We start from the raw sequence: 26,431 nt of genomic DNA on the forward strand, positions 1-26,431 counted from the left end.
TGAAAATAGCCCCAACAGTAAATTCAGTCAAACGGGAGACTGCCATGAACACTGCATATACCCCCACCGTCGATGCCGCTCAAACGGTAACCGCCAGCAAAACATCGATCAAAAACCTGCCTATCAATTTGTTCGGTTCAGTGATGGGTTTGGCCGGCCTGGGCCTGGCCTGGCGCTTGACTGGCCAGTATTACGGCGTCGGCGGCATCTTGGGTGAGGCAATTGGCGCTCTTTCCGGCCTGGTATTCGTGCTGTTGACCCTGGGATACCTGACCAAATGGGTGAAACATCCAGCAGCGGTCAGGGCCGAGTTCAACCACCCGATCGCCAGCAACTTTTTTGGCACCGTCACCATTGCACTGTTGTTGCTTTCGGCAGTCGCGGCACCCCACAACGAATTGCTCAGACGGGTTCTCTGGATACTGGGCAGCGCACTGACGGTGTTGCTCGCAGGCCTCGTGGTTTCCCGTCTGTTGTCGGGCAATCAAGACTCGTTGAATGCCGTACCTGCCTGGCTGATTCCAGGTGTTGCCACCCTCGATATCGCGGTAACCGGTGCGCATATGCCTATGGCCTGGGCTACTGAGTTCAACCTGTTTGCCCTCGCCGTGGGTGCAGTGCTGGCGCTAGTATTCTTCACCCGGATCTTTTCGCGGCTGGTGCATGAGGCAGCTCCGGCCAAAGGCATGGTGCCTTCGCTGATGGTCCTGATTGCACCCTTTGAAGTAGGTTTCCTGGCCTACACCAACGTGTTCGGCGAGATCGACCGGTTTGCCAGTGTGTTGTTCTACTTCGGCCTGTTCCTGTTCGTGGTGTTGAGCTTCAAAGTGTTCCGTCGGGATGTGCCGTTTGCCCCTTCGTGGTGGGCAATCAGCTTCCCCATCGCAGCTCTGAGCAACGCGGCGTTGAAATATGCACATGCCCAGGAGAACACCATGTTGATGGTCATCGCTGCTGTGATCCTGCTGTTCCTCACTGTGGCACTGACCGTGCTGATGGTGAAAACCCTGACCAGCCTTTTCAGCGGAAAACTGTTGGCCAACTGACCTTTTACCTCCCTTTGGCGAGCCTTAACCGGCTCGCTTTTTTTTGCCTATAAGGTTTTATCGAATGACTTACAACACATCGTGGTTGCTGCTGATCGTTGCCGGATTCCTGGAGATTTTCTTTGCAGTCGGATTGAAATCTGCAAACGGTCTTGAACGGCCCTGGCTGCTCCTGGGCACGGTCGTAACGTTGGCGGGCAGTTTGTGCTTATTGACGATAGCGTTGCGGGTGCTGCCCGTAGGAACCGCCTATGCGGTGTGGACCGGCATCGGCGCTGCCGGCACAGCCATCGTTGGAATGTACTGGTTGGGTGACGCGGTATCGTTCTGGAAACTTGTCTGGATTGGCTTGATTCTCTTGAGTGTCGCCGGACTACGCTGGGCGGCCTAAACAGAGCGAATACTTAATTGAATCGATAAACAACCCTATGTTGAAGACCATTGAGAAAGAGGGATTGTTGTCGTTCGTGACAGGAAGCAATCGGCCATAAGTAGCCCTTCGTGAAAAGTAGCTCACAACTAGAATCGGAACACGACTCACCCTTGTTACCTGGCGCTGACGTTGTGTATTGCCCTGGCGACTAATGAAGCGAACACCACGACGGCCAGGGCCATACCGACTTGCAAGGTCGAGTGTTGAAACAACAGCCACGTGGTACATGGCAACAACACCAGGGCAATCGACACCAGCGTCATATACCGATAGGACGAGTAACACGACACGGCACTGACCGACATGCCAACGGCAAACAGCATGACCAGCGCCTGGGCCAGCAGGTCGTCTGCCGGCATGACGGCTAACGCGCCAGCGCCCCAGATACCGGCAGACAACACCAGCGTCACCCAATAGATCCGCTCCCAGCGTTGCGGCGTGCGCTCACTGTCAGGGCTGCGAAAATAGACCACAAACATTAGGATACGCAGTAACGACGAGGCACTCAGCAGGCCAATCCAGCCGATCATCACGCTGTGATCCATGCGCTCCCAGCACAGCCCGCAGAGCATAAGCGCGGCCAGGTAACTGCCGAACACCGTGGACACGGATTGGTGGAACAGTTGTCGCAATCGGTCACCGCGCACTTGCGCCGCGATGAAAGTCTCCTGGTCGTACCGAAATCCTGGGCCATCAATGTGAACCGCCTGATCATGATGCTGCGACAAAAAAAGCGATTGCGGCACCCTGCCACCTAGACAAACAAATGAATAACACGCCTGACCTCATGCCGATCACACGGACGACACCGCTGCATCACTGCTGCGGCGTAACCATCTTGAACCGGATATTGATGTCGTCGGAAACCATGGTATTGGCATATTCACCTTCGCCGATCTTGAAATCGCTGCGTTTAAGCGTTAACTCGCCGTCGAAGATGCCGATGGTGTTCTCGGCTTTCAGCAGGACCGGAACCGCTACATCACGGGTAACGCCCCTGAGCGTCAGTTTGCCGATGATCGTGTATTTGTTGTCGCCAAGCGCCTTCACAACGGTCGATTCAAAAGTCGCCACGGGATAGGCCGCCGAATCGAACCAGGCGGGCTTTTGCAGTTCCGTGTTGGCGTCACTGCTGCCGGCATCGATACTGTCGAGCTGGATGGTGAGCGATGCCCGGGCTGCCGCAGGGTTGGTCGTGTCGAAATCCAGCTTGGCTTCGAATACGCCAATCGTGCCGTATACCCGCGAGGTGAATTGGTTTTACGTGAAGGAGATCTTGCTCGCGGCTTGGTTGACTTGTTTGTATTGCACCGCTTGCGCGCAGGGCAAGTAGCCAACAGTCAGCACGACGGCCAGAACAGCTAGCCGCGGGAATCGAACATTCATGGGATACTCCGTCAGAGGGTTCCCGTTATGAGCCGAACCGCCCGCACACGTGGGCCAGCGATAGGAGGACTAAAGCAAATAACTCGCGTTTCTTCCACTGGCTGCAGGACTTTCGACCACCTGTCGGCCACTCCGGGGCAGCGCCCGATATTGCCACCTTGGCGGGTGTTACTCCGGGCGTGAAGTAAGCGACACCATTCACCTGACGTCCGCCGCGTTGCAACCGGTGGCCTCGGACGATGTCGCGGCGGCGCTGACCGATATTGCGTTGAAAGCGCCGGTCAATCAGACCGTCGAAGTGGCCGGACCTGATAACCGCCCGCTCGTCGAGTTCGCCAGCGATTACCTCAAGCACACCCAGGACCCGCGCCAAACCGTCGCGGACGACACGGTTCCTTACTTTGGTGCGCCGATCAATGACCAGTCACTGACACCGGGCGCCAATCCCATCATTGGCAAAACCCGGTTTCAGGACTGGCTCAAGACCCACTAGGCCACTGTTTGACCAGGAAAACTTAAACGCTGAACGGACCTAACATTGGCTCGCCACCGTCCGCGAAGAAATAGCGGCGTAGTCCTGTTGTTTCACTCGCTGCGTCAACACCAGCATGCTCAGGAAACCCAATGCGATCAGCACTGGATACGCCATCAACAGTTCGAACAGGGAGTATTTCCAGGCCAACGGCCGACCGACGCCCAGCATGGCCGCATACATCCAGGACACGGCCGACAGCGAGCCGCAGAACAGCGCGAGCATCCGTGCGCTGAACCCGAGATAGAGCAAGGAGCCTGCCTTTTGCAGCGCGGGCAATACCAGGCGATGCAACAAGATGCCGTTGTAGGTCAGCAGCATGACAATGATCACCTTGGCGTGAAGTTTCGGGTTCATGAAGTAGCTCATACCTTTTTCCAGGTAATCAATACCGATGACCGCGGCGCCCGTCACCCACAAGGCTATCAAAGCAACGATCACAGACTTCTGCAGACTTTCCATATGTGCATGATCGTGCTCAGTGAATGTTTTTCGCTTTAACAAATCTTTAACCATTGCAATATCACTGGTCAATACCAAACCAATGGCCACACAACAAGACACTAAATGAACGTAAATAACGCCCAACCGCAAAAACTCCATACATTCTTTATTTTCGAGCAGGCTCATAATTGTATTTATCGCCACGGTACTTTCTCCACCTTGTTCGATAGTACAGATCGACAACTAACAGGGCATTTAACTCTTCTAACCCCTGTGCGATCTTACTTTTATAAGAGATGCCAAATCGCAGACCTGACACTGCGTAGCCCATTGATTCACTTGGCAAACCAATGATCGACTTGTTTACTGCCTCCTGAATTACAGATAAAAAAATCCCCATTTGCAGTCACTGCATATGAGGTTCGTTTTCCACTTCTTTTCTACGATTGCTGGAGCAGATCATGGTGACGCGCTGAAGTATCAGAGGGTGTTACGCCTCGAATGTTCATTTTTTAAGCAGACTACCGACAAACGGTTACTTCAGCGCAAATGATCTAAATCGACAATGAACCGATAACTTCTCCGTAAGCCGCTGGCTAACTGGCCCGCTTTAAATTAGATAAGCCTCAGACTCTTTCATTGGATCCATTAGTTGTTGCGTTACTTACGGAAAGTGCAATAGAGACCCGCTCGCATTTACCCCCATGCACGACTGAAACAGTCATACTTTTTCACGTCAGAAACTCGGGGACCCGCCCCCCCTCAACCGTCGATCGCCGACGCGAGCGGGAGCCAGACGCACACTTCGAAACCCTCTTGCCGACCTGTTGCAGGGGAGCTCAATTTCATTCTCGCGTTAACCCCCTGCACAATCGTTTTGGCAATCGCCAGGCCCAATCCTGAACCGCTGATCTCACTGTGACCTCGTACAAAGCGCTCGGTCAGGTGCTGCAACACTGGCGCCGGCACCACCGGCCCGCCATTGACTATCCGCAGTTGAGCCTGTTCAGTGAGGCTGACTTCGATCGGTTGCGCCGTCGCGCCATACTTCAGAGCGTTCTCAATCAGGTTGCGCAACAAGATGCCAAAAGCGTCCGGGTCAATGTTCGAGTACACGCTGGCCTGGTGTGGCAGTTGCAACTTGATGCGCTGGCCGCTGCGTTGGTTCCACTCATCGACGCCATGGGCCAACAACGGAATCAGGTCCTGAGGCGTTTCGGACAGCAGCCCACCGCCCTCGGCCTTCGCCAGTTGCATGAGTTTTTCCGACAGCCGCGCCAGCTCGCGCAAGGCGTTTTCGATCTTCGCCGCACGCACTCGCAAAGGGCCTTCAGGCGCCTCCTGGTGCAAACGCTGGATCTGCGCGAGGGTCGCCGCCAGTGGCGTACGCAACTCATGAGCGCTGTTGGCGGTAAAGCTGCGCTCGGCTTCGAGGGCCTTGCGCAAGCGCTCCAGCAGGTGATTGACCGCCTCGGCCAACGGATCGATTTCTGCGGGCAGGCGGACCACTTTGATCGGTGACAGATCACCCACACCACGCGCCTCGACCGCACGTCGATACGCCAACACGCTACGCAGGCTGATCCGCACGAACAACCAGGTGCCCAACAGGCTGACGGGAATCAGCGCCAAAAGCGGCAACAACAAGGCAAACAAGGCTTCCCGCGCGGCTTCACGGCGATGATTCAGCGGCTCGGCGATTTCAATGAACAGCGTCCCGCGCAATGCACTGGCGCCATACAAGCGGTACTTCTCAGAGGTCGAAAAACCCTCGGTCGGCTGTCGATTGAAGATCTTCGGGTTGGCATCGTGGGACTGCATCAGGATCTTGCCACTGGCATCGCGCACCAGGTACGTCAGGTATTCCTTGTGCATTTTCAACGTCGCAACGTGCTGTGCCTCTCGGGGTTCCTCCCGGTTGCTGATTTCCAGCACGGCCAACGGCAAGATGCGTTGCGCGGTCTCTTCCAGTGCGCTGTCGAATGCCTCGTCCAACTCATGTTGCACCACCAGCCAGGCGCCGACGGTTGCGCCCAGCCAGAGCAAGGTCATGCCCAAGGTCAAACCCAGGCCGAGACGTTTTTGCAGGCTCACGGAAGGCTTCATACGGCCATCAACCGGTAGCCCATGCCGCGCACGGTTTCGATCAGATCGCGCCCCAGTTTTTTACGCAGCCGGCTGATATAGACCTCGATGGTATTGCTCTCGATTTCGGCACCGAAGGCATACAGCCGTTCTTCCAGCTGCGACTTGGACAACAGTGCGCTGGGGCGCTGCACAAACGCTTCGAACAGCGCCCACTCACGCGCCGTCAGGTCCACGGTGGTGCCGGCACGCTGCACGGTGCGGGCGTTCATGTCGACCTGCAAATCACCGAGTCTGATCTGCGGGTTGGGGTTGCCGCTGTAGCGTCGGGCCACCGCGGCCACACGGGCCGAGAGCTCAAACAGGTCGAACGGTTTGACCAGGTAATCATCGGCCCCGGCATTGAGGCCGGCGATACGGTCGGAGATCTGATCCTGAGCGGTCAGAATGATCACCGGGGTCACGTCCCCTGCCGAGCGTTGCTGACGCAAAAAATCCAGCCCGCGCCCATCCGGCAGCATCAGGTCAAGCAGGATCAGGTCGTAAGGCGTGGTGCGCACGCTGTTGCGCGCATGGTCCAGGCGCTGCACCCAATCAACGGCGTGGCCGTCATCGGCGATCTGCTCGCGCACCGCCTCCCCCAACCCAGGTGCGTCCTCGACCAATAAAACCCGCATCTGGTACCCCCCGTGATGGTTGTCGTGCAACACCTTAATTGCCTTACCTGACGTCAATCTGAAGATTCAGCTGGTTGTCAGGAATGCACCTTAGGGTATGCCACAGACGCCGACCTCGGCAGGAGACAGATCATGAAAACAGGTTTTATTGCCCAGGCCGCGCTGTTGAGCCTGCTGCTCAGCGGTTATGCCCTGGCCGATGACGATTGCAGCGACCCGGTGAGCGACTGGCAACCGCGCGAAACCTTGCGCCAGCAGGTCGAGCGGCAATACGGCTGGAGCGTGCAGCGCATCAAGGTCGACGACGGTTGTTATGAGCTCAAGGGCCTGGACCGCAAAGGCAATGCCATCGAAGCCAGCTACTCACCGGCCTCGCTGCGCCTGCACACACTTGAGATTCATTTCCGCGACGACGGCGATGCCAGGGATTACCTCGGCAGCCCGCTCACCGAATGACGCCTCACTTGTCGATGAATTTTTCCTGCGCTTCAGGTTGCTGTCAGCCAGCAGGTCCAGTCTCTCGACCTAACGATCAAAAGGACACCCTCATGAAAAAGATCATCGCAGCCACCTGCCTCGCCAGCGCCATTGCCTTGCCGGGTCTGGCCCAGGCCCGTGAAGTGACCCTGACCACTCAGCTCAAGGACTACAGCGGCAATGATGCCTACCTGGCGATCTACGTCACCGACGCCAATGGCCAATACCAGAAAACCCTGTGGGTGGCCGGCAAGAAGGCCAAGTACTACAAGCACCTGGGCGACTGGGCCCGTGGCAGCGGGATGAACCCGAGCGAGTTTGACGGGGTCAGCGGCGCCAGTGTCGGCAGCGGGCGCACGCTCAAAGTCAGCGTCGAACTGGCAGACACCCTGATTGATGCCGGGTACCAGATCCGCATCGACAGTGCCGTCGAGGACAAACGCGACGCCCGCGCCGACGTCAACGTCCCCCTGACCTCCAAAGGCTCAGGCAAACCGGCACCCGGCAGCGCCTACGTCGACTCCTTTACTTACGATCTGTAGCACCCGCCATCTCTGGAGGCTGAACATGCTTCGCCAGTCCCATTCCCTGCCCGGCCTGATCGCTGCCCTGTTGGTCATGCTGTTGGCAATCAGCGGCGCGATCCTCTCGGTCAACCCGGCGCTGGAACGCTTGCACAGCACGTCCACGCCTGCCGGACAACTTAACGTCGGCCAACTGGCCGGGCGCGTTGCCAGCCACTTTTCGGGCGTAGAGCAGATCCAGCGCACAGCGTCTGGCACGGTGATCGTCTACTACAACCAGAACGGCCAGGCCGGGGTGGAAAAAGTCGACCCAATGACCGGCCAAGGCCTCGCGCCCGACGAGCCATCCGCGTTCTCACGCTGGGTGAAAGAACTGCACCGCTCGCTGTTCCTTGGCACGCCGGGCCATGGCGTGTCGGGTGTCGGCGCGCTGTTCATGCTGATGCTGTCGGTGTCCGGCGCGCTATTGCTGGCCCGGCGCCTGGGTGGCTGGCACAACCTGCTGCGGCCGCTGCGGGGTACTTTCAGCCAGCGTTGGCATGCTGAAGTCGGGCGACTGGCCTTGCTGGGGCTGCTGCTGTCGGCATTGAGCGGGCTCTACATGTCCGCCACCACTTTTGGCTTTATCGCCGACGGCAGTCAGAGTGAACCCGCCTTCCCCGACCACGTCAGTGCGGGTCCGGCCCTGCCGGTGGCGAAGCTGCAAGCCTTGCAGGCCATCGACCTCAATGATCTGCGCGAACTGGTCTACCCCAGCCCCAATAATGCGCAGGACGTGTTTTCTCTGCGCACCGCCCAGGGCGACGGCTACGTGGACCAGGCCAGCGGCGCCTTGTTGTCCTATCAGGCCCACGACTCGATGCACAACCTCTACGAATTGATCTATCAATTGCACACCGGCGAAGGCCTCTGGTGGCTGGGCCTGCCGCTCGGGCTCTGCGCCCTCTGCGTACCGTTAATGAGCGTGACCGGCATTGTGTTGTGGTGGCGCCGCCGCAAGGCGAGTCCGACCCTCCGCCACAACAGCCCTGCTCACTCCGCCGACAGCGTGATTCTGGTGGGCAGTGAAAACAACAGCACCTGGGGCTTTGCAAAAACCCTGCATGACGCTTTGCACCTGGCGGGACACCGGGTACACAGCGCGACAATGAATCAATACGCCAATAACTACAGCAACGCCCAGCGCGTGTTCATCCTCACCGCGACCCACGGTGACGGTGACGCGCCAGCCTCGGCTTCGCAGTTTCTGGCGCAATTGGCAAAAACCGGCCTCAAGCCTGGGCTGCCCTTTGCCGTACTGGGCTTTGGTGATCGGCAGTTTACGCAGTTCTGTCAGTACGCCCATCAGGTGCAGGACGCGATGTTGCAGGCCGGTGGCTCGCCATTACTGGGGCTGGAAACCGTCAACCGTCAGTCCTCTCAGGAGTTTGCGCGCTGGGGCCATGCCTTGGGCGAAGTGCTCCAGCATGACCTGCCACTGGTCCATACCCCACAGCAACCACAGACCCATCCATTGGAGCTGACGGAGCGCATTGTCTACGGTGAACAGGTGAACGCACCGACCCACGTCTTGCGCTTCAAGGCACCCGGCAAGCTGCCGGACTTTCTGGCCGGTGACCTGGTCGGGATTTTGCCCCCAGGCAGTACGATCCCACGCTTCTACTCGCTGGCCAGCGGCTCGCAGGATGGCGTGCTGGAAATCTGCGTACGCAAACACAACGGTGGCGTGTGCTCGGAGTTTCTCCATGGCCTGGACATCGGCGGGCCAATCGAAGCGTTTATCCAGCCCAACCCGCACTTTCGCCCGGCGTCGGGCACGCACCCGGTGATCCTCATCGGTGCCGGCACCGGCATCGGCCCCCTGGCGGGTTTTATCCGCAACAACACCGCTCGACACCCGATGCACTTGTATTGGGGCGGGCGTAACCCGGCCTCGGATTTCCTTTATGAACCGCAGCTTAATCAGTACTTGTCGGACCGCCGCCTCACGGCATTGCGTGCAGCCTTCTCTCAGGTTCAGGACCGCAGCTACGTGCAAGACCGGCTGATCAGCGATGCCCTGGCCTTGCGCCGACTGATTGAAAAAGGCGCCCAGGTGCTGGTGTGTGGCAGTCGCGAGATGGCCAAAGGCGTGATGCAGGCCCTCGATGAAGTGTTGGCGCCTCTCAACCTGAGCGTGCTGACCCTCAAGGCACAAGGACGCTACCGTGAAGACGTCTACTGAGCTGCAACGCTACAGCCTGAACGGCGAGACCATGGGCACCCGCTACACCGCCCTGTTCTATGCCGCTGCCGGGATTGATACCGAAGCAGTGAACCACAGCCTGGCCTGCGCCGTGGCCCGGGTGGATCAGCAAATGTCCACCTGGAAACCCGACTCTGACCTCAATCGCCTCAACGCCGCCCCAGAACAGCAATGGGTGTCAGTGCCTGAAGAACTGGCGACGGTGCTGTCTGCGGCACTGCGCGTCAGTCAGCAATCGGGCGGTGCCTTCGACATCGCGGTCGGTGATCTGGTTGACGCCTGGGGGTTCGGCCCCGGAGAACACGCGATCACAGCGCAGGCGCTCGCCACGCCGTCGTCGCACGCACGACCGTCCGCCAGCGCCGCGCTGGTGGTTGATGCGCAACGCAATCAGGTGCGCAAACGCGCACCACTGCAGCTTGATTTAAATGGCATCGCCAAAGGGTTTGGCGTGGATGAACTGGCCCGTTGCCTGGACGGATTGGGCATCACTCGCTACCTGGTCGGTATCGATGGCGAGATGCGCGCCCGGGGCGTCAAACCTGATGGCCAGTGCTGGGCCGTGGCCCTGGAAAAGCCCCGCCGGGGCGTGCGCGAAGTCATGGGCGTGATGGAACTGGGTGATGCCGCTATCGCGACCTCCGGGGACTATCGACACTGGGTCGACGTCGCCGGTCAGTCCTATGCCCATACCATGAACCCGGCCACCGGCGCGCCGTTGTGCAACCCGCTTGCCGCCGTCACCGTGGTGGCGTCCTCCTGCATGCTCGCCGATGCCTGGGCCACGGCGTTGATGGTGCTGGGTGAAACCGCAGGTCCACGTCTGGCCCAGGAGCGCGGGATGGACGCCTTGTTCGTGCTGCGCGACGGCCAACAGTTCAAGGAAATATCCATTGTCGGCGGCCAATTGCAGGCGCAGATTGAAACCCGTCCGATGTGAACCGCCCAATGACAGTGAGTCGCGATCAACCATGAAATTCATGCACAGGCACACCGAGGCACACCGAAGCGATCGTATCGGCTGGCTGCGCGCCGCCGTCCTTGGGGCCAATGACGGGATAGTCTCCACCGCCAGCCTGCTGATTGGCGTTGCGGCCGCCAACGCCAGCCACGCCACGTTGCTGGTCACGGGGATGGCGGGGCTGATGGCCGGCGCCATGTCCATGGCCGCAGGCGAATACATTTCCGTGCACTCCCAGGCCGATACCGAGCGCGCCGACTTGTCCCGCGAACGGGCCGAGTTAGCCAATGATCCGAAAGCCGAACACATCGAACTCGCCAACATCTACAGGCATCGTGGTGTCTCCCCCGAGTTGGCGCATCAGGTGGCCGATCAATTGATGGCCCATGACGCACTCGGCTCTCACGCTCGGGACGAATTGGGCATCAGCGCCACGCTCACCGCCAAACCCTTGCAAGCCGCCCTGGCCTCAGCCGCCAGCTTCGTGGTGGGTGCCGCATTACCGTTGGCGGTCACGTTTGTCGCGCCGGAGCACAACGCAGTGCCGTGGATATCGGGCATGTCATTGGTGTTTCTCGGGACGCTGGGCGCCATCGCCGCCAAGGCCGGCGGGGCCAATGTCATGACCGGCGCCTGGCGGGTGACATTCTGGGGGGCACTGGCCATGGGCATTACCGCACTGGTGGGGCACTTGTTTGGCGCCGTGGTCTAGTTCAGGTTCCTTCGCACAAAAAACAAAGGGCGCCCGTTAATGAAAACGGGCGCCCTTTGTACGCTGCCAACCTATGCCACGCCGACAAAATCACTCGCGGTAAGGGCCACATGCCCGACCAGATCAATCTGGAAATCGGCGCCATTACCGCTGTTTACATTGCCCTCCACATAGGTGTGATCGACCCCGCCGACATTGACGAAGTGGTACTTCAATTGCGCCTGGTTGCTGAACTCGGTGCCGGCGCCGTTCCACTCGCCGAGGAAGGTGAAGTCCTGATTACCCGCGAAACCTGCGCCAAAGGTCCGGGCATCGATCGAGGTCAGATCGATGTGGTCGGAGCGTCATAGACGAAGGCATCGTTATTGAAACGCCCGTCAGCCTTGGCTCCCGAAGTCATCGGCTTGGGCACATAGGCGGTGATGCCGGCATCGTGACAAGCCAGGATTTGTTCGCTTTTGAAATAACCTCGGTCCGCCACCACCGACAACGTTTCTGACGCTATCGCCTCGCGGGCCTGCTTGGCCATTGAACTGAGTTGATCGCGGTCAGAACCGACGTTGGTCACCTCATGTGCAACGATCAAATGGTGCTGAGTATCGACCGCTGTCTGCACGTTGTAGCCGACGATTCCCGTGCCGCGCGTCATCATGGAGCGGGCGTCTGGATCGGTCAGTGAGACCTGCTTATCCGGCGATTCACTGAGCTGGATTTCGATCGCTTGAAGCTCCTTCATTTGAGTTTTGAGCTTGGCGATTTTCTCTTCCAGCCGCACGGCGCTGGGCTCGGAAGCTGTGGGTTCTTGCTGATCGGCAGCATCGAGTGCCGCCAGGTAACGATTGATGCTCGATTCAATTTCTTCCATGCGCCGTTTCAGTTTGGCGCTGGTGAAATTGCGGTCGCGGTTGTTGACTGCTTTGAATTTACTGCCATCCCGGTCAGCCACATCAGCTCGACGTTGCGTTGGGCTTCTCGCTCCAAACGTCGGCTCGACTGGATGCGGCTGAGATAACCGTAGATGTAGATCTTCAGCAGGATCGCCGGGTGGTAAGCCGGCCGGCCAGTATCGGCTGGGATGGCACCTTCAAAACCCAGATTGACCAGGTCGAGTTCGTCGACGAAGACGTCGACTACGCGCACCGGATTGGTATCGCTGACGTAGTCGTCGAGGCTCTCGGGAAGTAAGGTGCCTTGGCCTCGATGTTCACCTTGGATAAAGCGCTTCATGGGCGATCCCTGCGATGAAATCCTCAGAAATCATAGCAAGGGTTCGCGGAGGCGTTTTTACACACTCTGGGCCAGAAGCGGTCGCTCTAAGGTATCTACAAATCTAGGGTCGGTTCAGTCCTCCCAATACAAAACTTGTTTCATGGGCTGAGGAAAATCGGGTCAACCGTCGGGGCAGTAAATACGATTGATAGAACAGCCATCGATAGCCACACAAAACCATCCCAGTATTTGACTAAGGCCAACAGCAAAGCCCCAGCGATTGGCAACATAGAAAGTCCCTTCAGCAAATGAAAAGTCTTGCTGAGAGTTTTGCCCTGCCTATCGACTTGATCGATGGTAATTCTGAGTAGACCCTGAAGTTTTGGGGGGTACGTTTTTATCTTGTCTTTAAACTCATCGAAAATGACGTTAAAACTGTGTAATAGACGCTCTGTTTGTAGCATTTGATTGCGCAAGATCGCCAGCAAGACTATGGAGACTACCGCCAGACCAACTACAAGGATGAAAGCTTCGAATTTGGAGGTGGTCTTCTCTAGGACTACCAGACCGGCAAAAGATATCGGCAGGGCCAGCATCTTACCTGCAATATCACCAAGCACTCCGCTTAGCTTGGTGCCATAGTCAATTTCAGCTTGGGCTACCTCGCGTCTAACCCGCTCAAACGAAAAGCTGTAGACGTAGGTTTGGAGATTCGCCCGGTAAGTGGCCAGAACTTCCCGCCACTCCCGCACGATCACAAGGAGCAAATTCGGCTCGCTTTCGAACTTTTCAATAACACTGGCAACAGCCATCCGAATCATCAACTTACGCTCGGAGAGATGCGCCTTGTTTTCGTTTTTTCGATTGAGGATTTCCTCCAGCAAGCTCAAATGGTTGAGTTCATAATCAAGAACTTTGATATCAACCTGAGTGGGCAGAAGGAATGTTCTCGGTGGTTTGGCTCCATCAGGAGGCAAGGCAAAAAATAGGTTATAGCCATCCGGGCTACTGTCTTTATCAACGCCGATCGCTAGTAACGCAAGCAATTCGATTAGCCGGCAAACCCGCCTGAGAGACTTGATCTCCGGGGGATCAATCTCATCGCTGTCCGACCAGCAGAGCTCAGTGATGTAAACATTGCTTGGAAAATGGCCCTTTCCCAACGAGCCATTTCGCGCGACAAACTCGCTTAGGCTGCTGTAAAAGCGTCCCGACTCATTCGAAGGCAGGCGAAATTCAATCTCAAGAGCGTCGGTCTCCTCAGAAAGATGCTCGAACTTTCCGTAGGCGGCGGGCAACCCATCACATTTTCGCAATGAGCTAATGATGTCAGCCGTTGGCGCCCCCTCATAACTGACGACTCCGTCTTCAACGGTGGGTGTCCCAAGGGCGCGGTAGAGGGCTACCACATGAGAGAACATTGTCAGCTGATCCTTGCCTGTAATTCCTTCTCGATCACATCGATCAGTTCAGTCGTCATATTGGACAGGGTCAATTTCTTCCGAGCCTCATCGTAATAGACGTCTGCTGCCGGATCTTTCCCAAGCGCTCCGCGTTCGAACTGCAGCGACCAATTGGAAGCATCTCCCTTGATTCGAGTCTTCTCCCTCAGCGTTTTAGCGTTGACCGTAAAATCGTCAGGTACCTTGTTTTTTTCACTATTCAAATAATCTTTCAAGCCAGCAATTTCATCCACCAGGTCAGCAGGAACATGCGCGACTGCGGCGTGAACAATGGAGTCCAATCGTGCTGACTTGCCTGCCGCCAATTGCGCCTCTAGATATTTGATGACCGCCTCTTTAGCCCTGTAGCCGAAGCTTTTTAAGGGTTTTTTGTCGCGAAAGAACTTGGCAACGTTATCGATGGCATTTTTCGTAGCACGCCCCGAAGCCACTCCTTTTGCACAACCCAGTGCAGAGATGAAGTAGTCGGATGCCTGGCTATCGCGACCACGACTGATGAAGCACAGGTAGGTGGAGTCGGCCTCTTCTGTCGTCTCATCTTCGGTCGTTTCAGGCGCTGAGGCGGCAGCAGCTGCCATAGCCTGAATGGCGACAAAGCTACCCAGGTTGATCCGAGCGGCTTGTTGAACTTTGCTCAGGTCTACTTCCTGAATCTCTTTAGGCACATAATTTTCGTCCAGCTGAATGCCATCACGCTCCTTCATGCTGGCGACGAGGAAAAAGTTGGAAGCCCCTGAGGAGTACTGCGCACACAGAATATGCCCGCCGGTCGAGAGCACCTGATTACCTGCCTGTTCGACCAATTGATCCATAGCCAAGTGAGTCAGATCGATGAATTGGGCCTCATCATCCTGGACGGCTACGAACTCGGTGAAACGTCTCGGAAATGGACCTTGGCGTTCATCATTGGCGAACTGACCATAGACCACACTGTTGCCTTCCTTGCCGATGAGACCGTGAATCCCATTCACAAGAAATTGTAACGCCGGGTTTTCGGTATTGAGCACCACATCCTTTTTCACCACTTCGGAGATAAAGCTCGTCTTCGCTAGCTTTTTGAAGCTGTGGATGATGGCGGTTTTCAGTGTAATCATGGGTCGAATTCCGTTCCGATAACATCAATATGGAATCACTGAAAATAACACCTTACCCAACAAACTTCAGGGCTTATCTCGATGCGCGAAAGCGTCAAATGGAATCCATACCAAATCATGAGCGCAGCCGGGACCGCCACGAAACTGTACATCCATACAGGAAAAAGAACCAGCCCGTTCGTCTTAGCCGAATGAGAGAAAACTAGCAAGCTAACGTCAGGGCTTCAGCATCGTTGGGAAACGTGATGACTCGCCCCCAGGTTTGTAGACAAATCTGAATGACTTCTCTCACAGCCGAAAGCAGCTCGCCATAGAATTTATAATTGACCATCGTTAGGCCCCTCCACAACGTTTGCTTATCGAAGGGGACATCGAATCACTGCTCAGTATCGCCACTCGCCAACTCGTTCAACTTGATCTCAGCCAGAGGATGCCCGGCCTTCAAAGCAATACGCCAAAACCGCGCCGCTTCCACCGGATCCGGCGCCTTGCTCGCCGTCCCTGCGAGGCTGATCACGCCAACCTGATACGCCGCCTTGCCATCCCCCGCCAACGCCGCCAGGCGCAGTAACCTCACCCCTTCCTCACGAGCCCCAAGACCGACGCCACGAAAGGTCAGAATGTGGCCGTAAAAGCTCTGGGCACCAACATCCCCCAAGTTCGCCATACGCGCGAACTGGCCCTCGAGCCAACGCCAGCCTCGCGGTTGACGCACAAACCACGACCAGTGAAACAACCGGCGGGCCAGCCAGTAGCCGGCCCGCGCCTTGATTCGTAAAAACACTCAGGCTTCCGCCGATTCCGGGTACTCGTATTCAAACACCCGCACCACTTCCGAGGCATGCCAGGACGCGGCAGCCACGCCATCGGAGGGCCCGGAGAAACGCCCGAGGCGCTCGACACATTCGAAGAACCCGGTGCGCGGCAAGCGGCTCGCGCCCTGGCTGATCACCAACGAGCTGCGCAGCGGCTGCTCGGCCTTGGCGTCCAGCGCGGCCAGGTGCTCAAGGGCGGCGGTCAGGGTTTGCATAGCGGGTGTGGGTAGCTGCAAACGCTCCAGCAACGCCCGATAAGTCAAAAGATGGCGCTGACGACGCGCCTGATCCAGTTCCCCCAGCAATCCGTCCCAATGTTGACGACTGATGCGTACGCTCACGATTCATCCCTCCATCCTGGCACCGTCAATTCCCAGGCCAGGCTGCGGCGAATCGCAGCGTCGGGTTGACGCTCGCCACTTTCGATCAAGGCCAGATAAGACGGGCTGATGCCTACCGTGCGGGCCAGCACCTCGATGGCGATGCCCTTCCCTTCGCGCAAACTGCGTAGTTGATCCAGACCTGGAAGAATCTGGTCTGGTGCCGCCACGGGACGCGTTGTGGCGTCGTGTGGTGGTTGTTGCTTGATGCCTGCTGCTTTCAGTAGAGCCTGATACTGAGCCCATGGCAGAACCGCATATTCGGGTTCGCCTTCGCGTGTAATTATCTGAATATCCATGACTACCCCGTAGGACAACGACACTTAGCGAGTCGGCACTTTTCCCTAGAAGTGTAATCCTAACAGCGGCCAAGGTCGCGCGGGGGTATGAATATGGATGATCCTGAATCGGTTCAGTTTTTTTTCGGGCCCTGAAGTTGCAGCTGTTCCGGGGTATCGGGCAGGCGTTCGACCACTGCGAGCTTTTCCGGCAACTGACGTTTGCGCCAGGCGCGGAAGGCGTTGAGCTCGTCATCGAGGACTTTCATCAGCCAGGCCAGCACGGCAATGTCGTCGAGCATTCCGAATACCGGGATGAAATCCGGGATCGCATCCACCGGGCTCAGGAAATACATCAGGCCCGCCACCACCGAAACCAGTGCTTTCGGGCTGATGGCCCGGTACTCGCCACGCCAGTAGGCCAGGCAGAGTGCCTGCAACAGGCGCAGATCGTCTTTGAGCTTGCCCAGGCGATTGCCTTGGCTGGCCCCTTTGCTGGCAACTGCGAACAGCAGGGTCGGCAAACGACCACGGGCGAGCAGGCGTCCGGCCAGAGGCAGGAAACGAGCGAAATTCCAGGGCGTTTTCATCTTTTCCTCCCACTGAAATGTTATCCACACAAATTGTGGATAACCTTGTGAACAGAGCTGCATTTCACCGCTGGAAGCCCCGTTTCATAAGGGCCTGACTCAGATCGGGCGTTTTTTACTCACATAAAAAAACCCAAGAATTCATTGACTTGGCGCCTCGGGCCGTCTAGCTCTGACGTCCTCACGGACTATGACTTCAGCGTGCTGCATCCGTTCGCTTTGTTTACCTCCACTGAACGCCAGATGCAACAACGCCCCGCATAAGCGAGGCGTTGTTTTTAGAGCAGACGCGAATTACTTGGCGGCGTCTTGTTTGGCTGGATCCTTGATGGCCAGCAGCTCCAGGTCGAATACCAGCACCGAGTTGGCTGGAATCGCCGGGCTTGGGCTTTGGGCGCCGTAAGCCAGGTCGCTAGGGATGTACAGTTTGTACTTCTCGCCAACGTGCATCAGTTGCAGGCCTTCGACCCAACCCGGAATCACACCGCTGACCGGCAGATCGATCGGGCTGCCGCGCTCGACGGAGCTGTCGAAAACAGTGCCGTTGGTCAGTTTACCGGTGTAGTGAACAGTCACTACGTCGGTCGGCTTGGGCTGTGCGCCATCGGCCTTCTTGACCACTTCATATTGCAGGCCGGAAGCCGTGGTGATGACACCGGCTTTCTTGCCGTTCTCTTCGAGGAATTTCTTGCCGGCAGCTGCCGACTCTTCGCTCATCTTGGCCAGACGCTCTTCAGCACGCTTCTGCAGTGCTGCGAAGGCTTCAACCAGTTCCTCATCCTTCAGCTTTTGTTCTTTCTTGCCGACGGCATCTTCGATGCCTTGGGCTACAGCTTTGGAATCCAGATCATCCATGCCTTCCTGAGCCAGGCTCTTGCCCATGTTCAGGCCAATGCCGTAGGAAGCTTTTTGCGCCGGGGTTTTCAGCTCTACGCTGGTCTGCGAATCACAACCCGCAAGTACCAGGCCAACCAGGGCCACCGCCGCCGCCAACCGATGCTGTTTCATGCTATTTCCTTGTTCATGCGCCTAAAGGGCAATCGAGTAAAGCCGCGAGCTTATCAGGCCGCCACGACCAATGGCTACCGGCATGAGAGCAGCAAACATCCGATAAGTTCAGGTGCCTAAACGCATTTGGGCAATAGAAGAATGAAGCTTCTGTCATCTTGCGCCCACAGCCCCGGATACCGGTTCCCACAGCCTCTGGCGTAATGGCCTCTTGCCGCACCTCGTCAGCTGAGGCATAAGAGAGCTACAAATTGACAAGGATGTTTCTCTTGCGCCTCATATTCCGCTTGCTGATTCTGATCGCCGTATTGCTGGGCCTGGGCCTCGCCGTGGTGCTGTACTACGTCGCCAACCCGAAATTGCCGGCCTGGTCCCCCGCGCAACAGGTGCATTACCTGGAGCAATGGAGCGCTGCCGACCGCCAGGCTTACTACTTCACGCCTCAGGGCACCCAGGTCAAAGGCTTGCGCTATGACTGGTTCAACGCCCTCGAACTGCCCTTTTCGCAAAGCCGGTTCGCCGCTCCCGAATACCTCGCGCGCTTTGGTTTTCTGATCGACCCAAGCCTGAAAGCCACGCCGAACAATCCCGCAAACCTGCCCGTGGGTTTTACCCGTCATCAAAACCCCGGTAGCCAGGACGAGTTTCTGGACATCACCTGCGCCGCTTGCCACACCGGCGAATTACGCTTCAATGGCCAGGCCGTGCGCATTGACGGCGGTTCGGCCCAGCATGTGCTGCCCTCCAGCGTCCCGACCCTGCGCGGCGGCAGCTTCGGCCAGGCACTGGTGGCCAGCCTCGCCTCGACTTACTACAACCCGTGGAAATTCGAACGTTTCGCGCGCAATGTTTTGGGTCAGGACTACGACGCGCGTCATCAACAGCTACGCCAGGACTTCAAAGTCTCCCTCGATACCTTCTTGAAAGTGGCCTGGAACGACACCCATCGCGGCCTTTACCCCACCGAAGAAGGCCCTGGCCGCACCGACGCCTTCGGGCGCATTGCCAACGCCAGCTTCGGCGACGCCATTTCGCCCGCCAACTACCGCGTGGCCAACGCGCCGGTGGACTACCCGCAACTGTGGGACATGTGGACCTTCGACTGGGTGCAGTGGAACGGTTCGGCGCAGCAACCGATGGCCCGCAATATCGGCGAGGCCCTGGGTGTAGGCGCCACGCTGAACTTCTTCAACAGCAGCGGGCAGCCCCTCAAGGGCGATGACCGCTACCCGTCCAGCGTCCGGGTGCGCGATCTGTACCGGATCGAGCAAACCCTGCAACGACTCAAACCGCCCGCCTGGCCGGAAACCCTGCTGGGCACCATCGACAAGCCCCTGGCCGCAAAAGGCCGCGCCCTGTTCACTGAAAACTGCGCTGGATGCCACGTGCCCCGCGTCACCCAAATCGATGGCAGACCGGTGCAACATCTGAAATTACTGCCCGTGGAGGTGATGGGTACAGACCCCGGTGCCGCCAACAATATTGCCGACCATCGCTTCGATCTGACGGCATTGCAGTGGGATCCGGCAGAGCTTGCGCAACTGGACGTACAACTGCATCCCAAACCCACGGAACCCTTGGATTTGAGCCAGTTGTCAGTGGCCAAGGGCCTGGCCTACGTCACTGCTTTTGTGGGGAACCAGGCCTACCGCGCAGCCAATGTGACACCGGCGGAGCGCCCGAACCTGGACGGTTTCGGCCTGCCTATCGGCGTTCAGGAGTTGCGCAGCTACAAAGCCCGACCACTGGCGGGCGTCTGGGCCACACCGCCGTTTCTGCACAACGGTTCGGTGCCGAGCATTTATCAACTGCTTTCGCCCCAGGATGAACGCCTGACCACGTTCTACAAGGGCACCTTCGAATACGATCCGAAACACTTGGGCTATCGCACCGAAGCCTTCAACAACGGATTTGTGTTCGACACGCGTATCACCGGCAATCACAACAGTGGTCACGAGTTCCGCGCAGGCGAGCGTGGTAACGGCGTAATCGGTCGCCTGCTGCAACCGGAAGAACGCTGGGCGCTGCTGGAATACCTGAAAGTGCTGGGCGGCCCGCTGGAGTCGCAATTGCCTGACCATCTCCTCAGCGATAAGGATTGACCCATGCTGATCACTCTCTGGTTGCGCCTGGGCGCCTTCCTCGGCAAAACCCTGCTGTGGTTGTTGGGTCTGGGCCTGCTCGGCTGGGCGCTGGTCACGGCAGGGTCCGCCTGGCAACATCGCGGTCCGGTATCGGCTGAAGAACTGATTCCGGGCGGCGAAGCGGCAATGACCCAGGACATCATTCAGACGGCCGTGCGAATCGTCGATCAACACCGCGAAAGTACCCGCTACCTGCGCGACGCCCACGCCAAGGCCCATGGCTGTGTGAAGGCTGAAGTTCAGGTGTTGCCGGATCTGGCGACGGCGTTACGTCAAGGCGTGTTCAGCGAACCCGGCAAAACCTGGCAAGCGACGGTGCGGCTGTCCAACGGCAATGCCTATCCGCAGTTCGACAGCATCCGCGATGCCCGGGGCATGGCGATCAAGTTGTTCGATGTGCCGGGTAAACAGTTGCTGAGTGACCGACAAGGGCACAACGAACAGGACTTCGTGATGTTCAACCATCCGAACTTCTTCGTCAGCGATGTCGCCGAGTATCGTCAGAATGTGGCCGCTCAGGCAGACGGCAAAAAAGTGATGGCGTTCTTTCCGGGTTGGGACCCGCGCACCTGGCAGGTTCGCCATCTGTTTATTGCGTTGGCGACACTCTCCCCTGCCCCCGCAAGCCCGACCCAGACCACCTACTTTTCGGTTTCGCCGTACAAGTTTGGTGAAGCCAACGCCAAATTCCGGGTGATGCCGGATCCTGATAGCTGCCCGGCCTACGTGCTGCCCACGCAAAATCAAAACCTGCCGAACTTCCTGCGCAGCGCGTTGAACCAGCAGCTGTCGACTGACCGGGTGCCGGCGTGTTTCGTCTTGCAGATCCAGCGCCAGGATGCGGGCAAGTACATGCCGATCGAAGACACCAGTATCGAGTGGAGCGAAAGCGATGCACCCTTCGAAACCGTGGCCAGGATCAAACTGCCCGCCCAGGACTTCGACACCCCGGCGCTGAACCTGCAATGCGACAACCAGTCGTTCAACCCGTGGTTCGGCCTGGAAGCCCATAGGCCGATTGGTGGGATCAACCGGTTACGCAAAGCGGTGTACGAAGCCGTCAGCGACTACCGGCACAGCCGCAACGCCGAACAATAGGCAAGACAGAAACGAAAAAAGCGACCTGTTCGGGTAGTGCCGGTCAGTTAAGCAAAATCCCTGTGGGAGCGGGCTTGCCCGCGATGATGGCAGCACATTCACCATTGATGTGTCAGACAGGTCGCTATCGCGGGCAAGCCCCGCTCCCACAGGTTCCGCGCTTAACTGAATGGCATTGACCTGTTCGGGTCGCTTTTTCAGTGGATCCGCTAAAAAGCCAAATCCCAGACAGCAAAAAGCCCGCATTAAGCGGGCTTTCTGTGGTGATCTGGCGTTCAGTGTTCCAGATACCGAATATGGCGCAGCGGACGGGACTCGAACCCGCGACCCCCGGCGTGACAGGCCGGTATTCTAACCGACTGAACTACCGCTGCGCGTAGCGTTGAAAGTGGTGGGTGATGACGGGATCGAACCGCCGACATTCTGCTTGTAAGGCAGACGCTCTCCCAGCTGAGCTAATCACCCTTTACCTTCGTTGCGGGGCGCATTGTGCCACAGATTTTCATAAAGTGTTGATTTAATTGATAAAAAATCAAAAAAATCTGAAAACCGGTAAAACGACACGACCTGCAGGAACAACGTTCAAACCTTGGACAGAAAAAAACCCGCGTTAGCGGGCTTTTCCGTGGTGACCTGGCGTTCAGCGTTCCAGGTTACCGAATATGGCGCAGCGGACGGGACTCGAACCCGCGACCCCCGGCGTGACAGGCCGGTATTCTAACCGACTGAACTACCGCTGCGCGTAACACTAAAGCGAATGGTGGGTGATGACGGGATCGAACCGCCGACATTCTGCTTGTAAGGCAGACGCTCTCCCAGCTGAGCTAATCACCCTTCACTTTCGGTGTGGCGCGCATTCTACGGAGCGACCACACCTCTGGCAAGCACTTTTTTAAATAATTTTTTCAGGCCTTCCAAAGGCTTAGCGAAGGGTTGGCCTATGGCGCCGCTAAGAGAATAATGCCCCCCTTTGTATATAAGGAGAGACTTACCCCATGTGGTTCAAAAACCTGCTTATCTATCGCCTGACCCAAGATCTGCCTTTTGATGCCGAGGCGTTGGAAACTGCACTGGCCACCAAACTGGCGCGTCCATGTGCAAGCCAGGAGTTGACCACCTACGGTTTCGTCGCGCCATTCGGCAAGGGCGAAGACGCGCCGCTGGTGCACATCAGCGGAGACTTCCTGCTGATCGCCGCCCGTAAGGAAGAACGCATTCTGCCGGGCAGCGTCGTGCGTGACGCAGTGAAGGAAAAGGTCGAAGAGATCGAAGCCGAACAAATGCGCAAGGTCTACAAAAAGGAACGCGATCAGATCAAGGATGAAATCATCCAGGCGTTCCTGCCCCGCGCCTTTATCCGTCGCTCGTCGACCTTCGCCGCCATCGCGCCGAAACAGGGCCTGATCCTGGTGAACTCGGCCAGCCCGAAACGTGCCGAAGACCTGCTGTCCACCCTGCGCGAAGTGATCGGCTCGCTGCCGGTGCGTCCACTGACCGTGAAGATGTCGCCGACCGCCACCATGACCGAGTGGGTCACCACCCAGAAAGCCGCGGACGACTTCTTCGTGCTGGATGAGTGCGAACTGCGCGACACCCACGAAGACGGCGGCATCGTGCGTTGCAAGCGTCAGGACCTGACCAGCGAAGAAATCCAGTTGCACTTGAGCACCGGCAAAGTGGTCACTCAACTGTCGCTGGCCTGGCAGGACAAACTGTCGTTCGTGCTCGACGACAAAATGGTGGTCAAGCGCCTGAAGTTCGAAGACCTGCTGCAAGATCAGGCGGAACAGGACGGTGGCGACGAAGCACTGGGTCAACTGGACGCCAGCTTCACCCTGATGATGCTGACCTTCGGCGACTTCCTGCCGGCACTGGTTGAAGCGTTGGGCGGTGAAGAGACCCCAGCCTAAGCTGCCCCTATACAGTCCTAAAAAAGCTCAAGACTGCCTAATTCCCCCTATTTTCGGGATTATTTCTTGGATCTAATTTAGGAGCTACAAAGCCCCCCGGCCCTAAACTTTTTCTACTGCCCCCGTGTCTTTCAGACCGGGGGATGCCGGTGGTATAGCCTTGCGAAATTGCACCTCACTCGACCACCCATTTGAGTCGCATTTGCGCCCCATTTGCATTACCTCTGAATAGCTAACCCATACGTGCAGACCAACCGACTGCATTCGAAGTGACTAAAAGTCGCCGCATTCATGACCGACAGAGATCGACCAATCGTTGCCTGTCACGAATGACAGATTTCGTTCCACTGGTAACTATCACATATAGTTGTGAACAGCTATGGGGAACATCAGGTAGGAAAAAATCGTCTGTCACACCTATCATCCTTCAGCAGTTCGTACATGAGCAGTTCGAACTCAACCCGCAAAAGCATTTGGATATCGAACATGTGGTCAGGGCTACATTGCTGCAATACCGGCCTCTCATGAGCGATCGTTTCTGCCCCTTACGGTGGAACGCGGCTCCCGGTTGCAGGCGGCAAAAATTGGTAATGCCAATTTTTACTCGATGAGCGTGGGATGGTTTGGCCCGGGATCAGGTACTCCGCCTCATTGACATAGCTCTTCGCGCGCGTCGTGTTCTCCGCTAAAGCTTAAATACAGTTTGACGCAAGCGCTGCGGAAACCGTGTGGAAATGGGCAAGAACGATGCCTTCTACCTCCCAGCGGAGTAAGGGCTGCAATTGATCATTTCCGTAAACTTCGGGCCTCAGGGCTATGCTGAACTTATCGTCCCGTTATATATAGGAACAGCTCTGCCCCACCCTTTACCATTGCACACCGACCCCATCAACACGTAAACGGTATTTTTCGCCTCAAACACGTAGCGGCCCGCAGCAACGAGTTTGGCTACGTGAATTATGAGGTCAAGTAGTGCCGAGGCCGGCACCGATGATCTGCATCCATCGGTGCTGGCCGATTGACGCGTAATGACAGGTATTGCCACGGTACAATTCTGGGCATTCTGACTCGCTAGCCTCTTCGATAACTACTGACGGTTGTACTCGATCGATTGCCAATGTTGACAATCTACCTTAGATTGATTAAAGGCTTCAAGAATCATTCGATTATGGGTATCGCCCCACCAAAACCAAGACGGAAGCGCAACAGCCTCATGTTATTTTAGTATTATTATTCATGATGGTTTGTATAATTTCTATAGATCCGTTAATGGCAAACTGAACCCCCATACAAACTAGTAAAAACCCCATTAAGCGTGAAATGGCATCAATGCCTGACTCTCCTATTGCTTTCATAATTAAGTCTGAAGCCAGCAAGCAGCACCAAAGTATTAACGAGACCGAAAGAAAGATCAGCGGCGGCGCTGTTAACAATACCCAAGGAGGAAAGACTGTGTTGTTTTTAATGGTAGCAGAAGCACTAATTATCATTGCAATAGTACCTGGACCAGCAGTACTTGGCATGGCCAATGGGATGAACGCAAAGCTAGTTCGTTCCACCGCGCCATTGCCAGACGAAGATATCTCGCGGGGTTGAGGGAATAACATTCTCGAGCCGATTACAATAAGAATTCCACCGCCGGCAATCCGTAAGCCCGGGATGGATATATTAAATACACCCATAACAAACTCACCAATGTAATAGGTGAGCGTCATAATGATGAAGACGTAAAATGCTGTCAGAAATGCCTGTTTATTTTTTTCTTCTCGACTGAGTCCTTTGGATAAGGCTAGAAAAAGCGCCACCGTCGTAGGAGGATTGATTAATGGCAACAATGCCAGCAGCCCGAGTACGACTGCATCAAATAAACTATTCATATTCTGCAATCGGCAAATTACTGGTCATGCTTGGTAACGTGCTACAGCCTGCTCTGGATTTAAGAACATTCGCGTGCAACCTACCTCTGCCAAGGGTGGGTTCATTACCATGACCAATATGCGAGGGGTTTAACTCTACGCGCCAAAGTGTCACACCCTGCGCGCGCAATCGGCGCTCAGCGTCCGTCAGCGTCTTTAACACGGTGTACTCCAGATCAACAACGCCACTGACGTCTAGAACCACGGTGCTTGGTTTCGCCTCCTCGTATAGAGACCTACCTGCACCGGCAGTCCCGTAATAGTGGCGTACCAGCGCTTTGGGCATGACGACTGCTGAGCGGTCAGGCCGGCAATCACGTCTCCTTTGAGCCAAGTCTGTCGATGCATTTGGTTCAGGTGTTTGCAGACTCATGAAAAACTCCCGGGCAAGACTCACCGCATTCAGCAGGTGATCTCTACGGAGTCAATAAGGGTACGCGACGGGTTTTGTGGTTTGTTTTGACGCCAATTCGCGCGCGCATTCAAGTGTATCTAGATCAATGTAGCTCCTTTGCCCAACTTCACCGGGCGGTGTCGCGGACAGTCCCCATCCAAGAGCGTTTTCATGGTCCGTCAAGGTTCATGCTTGCGGGTATGATTCTTAGCCTGGCGTTTCTGGGCAGTTAGCAACCTCTGATTGATGAATGTGGCCTCAAGATCCTAGCAGAACTGACGCTGATGATAGTTCTCCAAATGGAATCTGCCCATACATTGATTTAAATCAGATGACTCAACAATGAATGAATTCAACCTGCCTTATCTCTTCTCCTGCATTGGAGCAAGGACCACACCATGCCGGCCTTCCTGCGCAAGGAAAACACCAACCACGTGCCGGTCAACGCCTTGTGCGCTGACCAACGCGATGGTGCAGGTGTTCCTGATCATCACGCTGTTTTCGGCCAGTACTTACCTGTCGCTGATCTACCTCGCCACCTCGATGATTCTGGTGCCTTACTTGTGGTCGGCGGCTTACGCACTGCTGCTGGCGGTGCGCGGCGAGAGTT

Annotated in this window: 22 protein-coding genes, 4 tRNA genes and 5 pseudogenes; 13 read left to right on the forward strand and 18 right to left on the reverse strand. The window is 56.8% G+C overall.

Translation table 11 applies throughout. The features are described 5' to 3' along the window. The first annotated feature begins 44 nt into the window (after positions 1-44). Together AACY49_RS24570 and AACY49_RS24575 are read left to right on the forward strand one after the other, a co-directional pair. A complete protein-coding gene (locus AACY49_RS24570; protein WP_339526949.1) occupies positions 45-1,046 on the forward strand; it encodes an SLAC1 anion channel family protein in 1,002 nt (333 codons plus the stop codon). Positions 1,047-1,110: 64 nt separating this feature from the next. Continuing rightward, positions 1,111-1,437, forward strand: coding sequence for a DMT family transporter (locus tag AACY49_RS24575; protein ID WP_084321209.1), 327 nt, complete (start codon positions 1,111-1,113; stop codon positions 1,435-1,437). 164 nt (positions 1,438-1,601) lie between these two features. On the opposite strand, the pseudogene AACY49_RS24580 reads toward AACY49_RS24575, so the two are convergent. Both AACY49_RS24580 and AACY49_RS24585 read right to left on the reverse strand, forming a co-directional pair. Further along, positions 1,602-2,177: pseudogene (locus AACY49_RS24580) on the reverse strand (GGDEF domain-containing protein); the annotation flags it as partial. A gap of 118 nt (positions 2,178-2,295) precedes the next feature. Next, positions 2,296-2,865 (reverse strand): annotated as a pseudogene (locus AACY49_RS24585) (YceI family protein). A 169-nt stretch (positions 2,866-3,034) separates the two neighbouring features. Between AACY49_RS24585 and AACY49_RS24590 the strand changes: the two are divergent. Next, positions 3,035-3,358, forward strand: a pseudogene (locus tag AACY49_RS24590) (NmrA family transcriptional regulator); the annotation flags it as partial. A 39-nt stretch (positions 3,359-3,397) separates the two neighbouring features. On the opposite strand, the gene AACY49_RS24595 reads toward AACY49_RS24590, so the two are convergent. The 3 genes from AACY49_RS24595 to AACY49_RS24605 form a co-directional block, all read right to left on the reverse strand. Continuing rightward, a complete protein-coding gene (locus AACY49_RS24595) occupies positions 3,398-4,045 on the reverse strand; it encodes a hypothetical protein (protein WP_339526953.1) in 648 nt (215 codons plus the stop codon). Positions 4,046-4,603: 558 nt separating this feature from the next. After that, the gene (locus AACY49_RS24600) at positions 4,604-5,947 is read right to left on the reverse strand and encodes a sensor histidine kinase (protein ID WP_339526955.1); all 1,344 of its coding nucleotides are present in this window, start codon (positions 5,945-5,947) and stop codon (positions 4,604-4,606) included. Continuing rightward, positions 5,944-6,603 (reverse strand): response regulator transcription factor, encoded by a 660-nt coding sequence (locus AACY49_RS24605; RefSeq protein ID WP_027926047.1) that lies wholly within the window; start codon positions 6,601-6,603, stop codon positions 5,944-5,946. Before AACY49_RS24605 ends, AACY49_RS24600 begins: the two co-directional genes overlap by 4 nt. A 132-nt stretch (positions 6,604-6,735) precedes the next feature. Between AACY49_RS24605 and AACY49_RS24610 the strand changes: the two genes are divergently transcribed. The 6 genes from AACY49_RS24610 (at position 6,736) to AACY49_RS24635 (ending at position 11,872) form a co-directional block, all read left to right on the forward strand. Beyond that, the gene (locus AACY49_RS24610; RefSeq protein WP_339526957.1) at positions 6,736-7,059 is read left to right on the forward strand and encodes a PepSY domain-containing protein; all 324 of its coding nucleotides are present in this window, start codon (positions 6,736-6,738) and stop codon (positions 7,057-7,059) included. Positions 7,060-7,151: 92 nt separating this feature from the next. Then, on the forward strand, positions 7,152-7,622 hold the full coding sequence (locus AACY49_RS24615) for a DUF2271 domain-containing protein (RefSeq protein WP_339526959.1): 471 nt from the start codon (positions 7,152-7,154) through the stop codon (positions 7,620-7,622). Positions 7,623-7,647: 25 nt separating this feature from the next. Further along, positions 7,648-9,828 (forward strand): PepSY domain-containing protein, encoded by a 2,181-nt coding sequence (locus tag AACY49_RS24620; RefSeq protein ID WP_339526961.1) that lies wholly within the window; start codon positions 7,648-7,650, stop codon positions 9,826-9,828. After that, complete coding sequence (locus AACY49_RS24625) at positions 9,812-10,789, forward strand: FAD:protein FMN transferase (RefSeq protein WP_339526963.1); 978 nt, start codon at positions 9,812-9,814, stop codon at positions 10,787-10,789. Before AACY49_RS24620 ends, AACY49_RS24625 begins: the two co-directional genes overlap by 17 nt. A gap of 31 nt (positions 10,790-10,820) precedes the next feature. Continuing rightward, complete coding sequence (locus AACY49_RS24630) at positions 10,821-11,522, forward strand: VIT1/CCC1 transporter family protein (RefSeq protein WP_320391313.1); 702 nt, start codon at positions 10,821-10,823, stop codon at positions 11,520-11,522. A gap of 110 nt (positions 11,523-11,632) precedes the next feature. Further along, the gene (locus AACY49_RS24635; protein WP_339526967.1) at positions 11,633-11,872 is read left to right on the forward strand and encodes a hypothetical protein; all 240 of its coding nucleotides are present in this window, start codon (positions 11,633-11,635) and stop codon (positions 11,870-11,872) included. Here AACY49_RS24635 and AACY49_RS24640 read toward each other — a convergent pair. From AACY49_RS24640 to AACY49_RS24675, 8 genes and pseudogenes are all read right to left on the reverse strand, one after another. Beyond that, positions 11,863-12,749, reverse strand: a pseudogene (locus AACY49_RS24640) (transposase); the annotation flags it as partial. The gene AACY49_RS24635 and the pseudogene AACY49_RS24640 sit on opposite strands and share 10 nt — an antisense overlap. A 140-nt stretch (positions 12,750-12,889) precedes the next feature. After that, positions 12,890-14,152, reverse strand: coding sequence for a hypothetical protein (locus tag AACY49_RS24645; protein ID WP_339526969.1), 1,263 nt, complete (start codon positions 14,150-14,152; stop codon positions 12,890-12,892). Between the two features lie 2 nt (positions 14,153-14,154). Further along, positions 14,155-15,288: a nucleoid-associated protein gene (locus tag AACY49_RS24650; protein ID WP_339526971.1), complete on the reverse strand. Its 1,134-nt coding sequence runs from the start codon at positions 15,286-15,288 to the stop codon at positions 14,155-14,157. 376 nt (positions 15,289-15,664) lie between these two features. Further along, positions 15,665-16,072, reverse strand: coding sequence for a sel1 repeat family protein (locus AACY49_RS24655; protein WP_258696861.1), 408 nt, complete (start codon positions 16,070-16,072; stop codon positions 15,665-15,667). Next, positions 16,073-16,444, reverse strand: coding sequence for a hypothetical protein (locus AACY49_RS24660; RefSeq protein ID WP_003223109.1), 372 nt, complete (start codon positions 16,442-16,444; stop codon positions 16,073-16,075). Then, positions 16,441-16,782 (reverse strand): helix-turn-helix domain-containing protein, encoded by a 342-nt coding sequence (locus tag AACY49_RS24665; RefSeq protein WP_339526972.1) that lies wholly within the window; start codon positions 16,780-16,782, stop codon positions 16,441-16,443. The genes AACY49_RS24660 and AACY49_RS24665 overlap by 4 nt, the downstream gene beginning before the upstream one ends. Before the next feature lie 113 nt (positions 16,783-16,895). Next, the gene (locus AACY49_RS24670; RefSeq protein WP_007898895.1) at positions 16,896-17,351 is read right to left on the reverse strand and encodes a YkvA family protein; all 456 of its coding nucleotides are present in this window, start codon (positions 17,349-17,351) and stop codon (positions 16,896-16,898) included. 294 nt (positions 17,352-17,645) lie between these two features. After that, entirely contained in the window at positions 17,646-18,359 is a 714-nt protein-coding gene (locus AACY49_RS24675; RefSeq protein WP_258696863.1) for an FKBP-type peptidyl-prolyl cis-trans isomerase, read from the reverse strand. Positions 18,360-18,628: 269 nt separating this feature from the next. Between AACY49_RS24675 and AACY49_RS24680 the strand changes: the two genes are divergently transcribed. Then, a complete protein-coding gene (locus AACY49_RS24680; protein WP_339526975.1) occupies positions 18,629-20,461 on the forward strand; it encodes a di-heme-cytochrome C peroxidase in 1,833 nt (610 codons plus the stop codon). A gap of 3 nt (positions 20,462-20,464) precedes the next feature. Beyond that, entirely contained in the window at positions 20,465-21,601 is a 1,137-nt protein-coding gene (locus AACY49_RS24685; protein ID WP_258696865.1) for a catalase family protein, read from the forward strand. Between the two features lie 297 nt (positions 21,602-21,898). Here AACY49_RS24685 and AACY49_RS24690 read toward each other — a convergent pair. The 4 genes from AACY49_RS24690 to AACY49_RS24705 form a co-directional block, all read right to left on the reverse strand. Continuing rightward, positions 21,899-21,975 (reverse strand) — tRNA-Asp (locus tag AACY49_RS24690). Positions 21,976-21,990: 15 nt separating this feature from the next. Next, positions 21,991-22,066, reverse strand: a tRNA-Val gene (locus tag AACY49_RS24695). 198 nt (positions 22,067-22,264) lie between these two features. Beyond that, positions 22,265-22,341, reverse strand: a tRNA-Asp gene (locus tag AACY49_RS24700). An 18-nt stretch (positions 22,342-22,359) separates the two neighbouring features. Beyond that, positions 22,360-22,435, reverse strand: a tRNA-Val gene (locus AACY49_RS24705). Between the two features lie 161 nt (positions 22,436-22,596). On the opposite strand from AACY49_RS24705, the gene rdgC reads away from it, so the two are divergent. Then, complete coding sequence (gene rdgC / locus AACY49_RS24710) at positions 22,597-23,511, forward strand: recombination-associated protein RdgC (protein ID WP_339526977.1); 915 nt, start codon at positions 22,597-22,599, stop codon at positions 23,509-23,511. 1,211 nt (positions 23,512-24,722) lie between these two features. Here rdgC and AACY49_RS24715 read toward each other — a convergent pair. Beyond that, a complete protein-coding gene (locus AACY49_RS24715) occupies positions 24,723-25,388 on the reverse strand; it encodes a MarC family NAAT transporter (protein ID WP_339526979.1) in 666 nt (221 codons plus the stop codon). 816 nt (positions 25,389-26,204) lie between these two features. Here AACY49_RS24715 and AACY49_RS24720 point away from each other — a divergent pair. Further along, positions 26,205-26,431, forward strand: a pseudogene (locus AACY49_RS24720) (amino acid permease); the annotation flags it as partial.

Origin of the sequence: Pseudomonas sp. EL_65y_Pfl2_R96 (assembly GCF_963970905.1) — a bacterium.
GTDB lineage: Bacteria > Pseudomonadota > Gammaproteobacteria > Pseudomonadales > Pseudomonadaceae > Aquipseudomonas.